The organism is Streptomyces milbemycinicus, from assembly GCF_002154605.1.
In the GTDB taxonomy this organism is placed as follows: domain Bacteria; phylum Actinomycetota; class Actinomycetes; order Streptomycetales; family Streptomycetaceae; genus Streptomyces; species Streptomyces milbemycinicus.
The window spans coordinates 1-656 of record NZ_MUNE01001278.1; the positions used below are offsets into that span (position 1 = coordinate 1).

Consider the following 656-nt stretch of genomic DNA (forward strand, 5'->3'; position numbering starts at 1 on the left):
TGATCAACCCCCGAAGGACTTACGAACTCGACCACTTAGGACTGGTCGCAGCGTGCTGGGCACATTGCAGACCCCACCGCTGGTCCGAGCCCATTGGGAACGGCGGGGACCGGCACCATGGCACGGATTTGCTGTAGGGCGTGGCGGATGTCACGAGCACGCTGCCCAGGCGTGAGGGCCAGGGTGAGGGGCTTCTGTTGGTGGTCGATGTCGTCGAAGAGACTGCGCTGTACTGGGATCGGCTGGGTGCTCTGCGAGGCTTCTCGTCGGTAGGGAGGAGCATCGGGAGCCCAGTCGCGGTGGGCTTTGTCCGGATCCTCGGGCCGTTCGAGGCGGGGTACGAGTTCACGGCGTACGTGCTCGAACAGGCTCTCGCGTTCCTTGCCGCTGAGGAGGACGTGCCACGCCTGCTTCTGCCAGTCGTTGTCCTCGCTCCATGACGCGTCGGGTGCCGTGACGGCCAGGTCCGTCATATGTGTGATCGCCTCCTACCGGATGTCTCTAGTCGATCTTCGGTGGCCGCCCACCCTTCGAGCCCCTCGCCAGCCGGTTGGCGCGTTGGTCCTTCTTGTCCGGGATCGTCGCAGCGATCCCGCGCCGCCGAAGCCGGCGCCGATTGGCCGCTGAGGCATACCCCTTATCCGCCCGGACCCGGT

General features: G+C 65.9%; 1 protein-coding gene. It reads left to right on the forward strand.

All coding sequences use genetic code 11. The annotated features are described in order from the left end of the window. Window positions 1–140 precede the first annotated feature (140 nt). Window positions 141–440: a hypothetical protein gene (locus CCN51_RS52610; RefSeq protein WP_014172624.1), complete on the forward strand. Its 300-nt coding sequence runs from the start codon at window positions 141–143 to the stop codon at window positions 438–440. The last annotated feature ends 216 nt before the right edge of the window (window positions 441–656 follow it).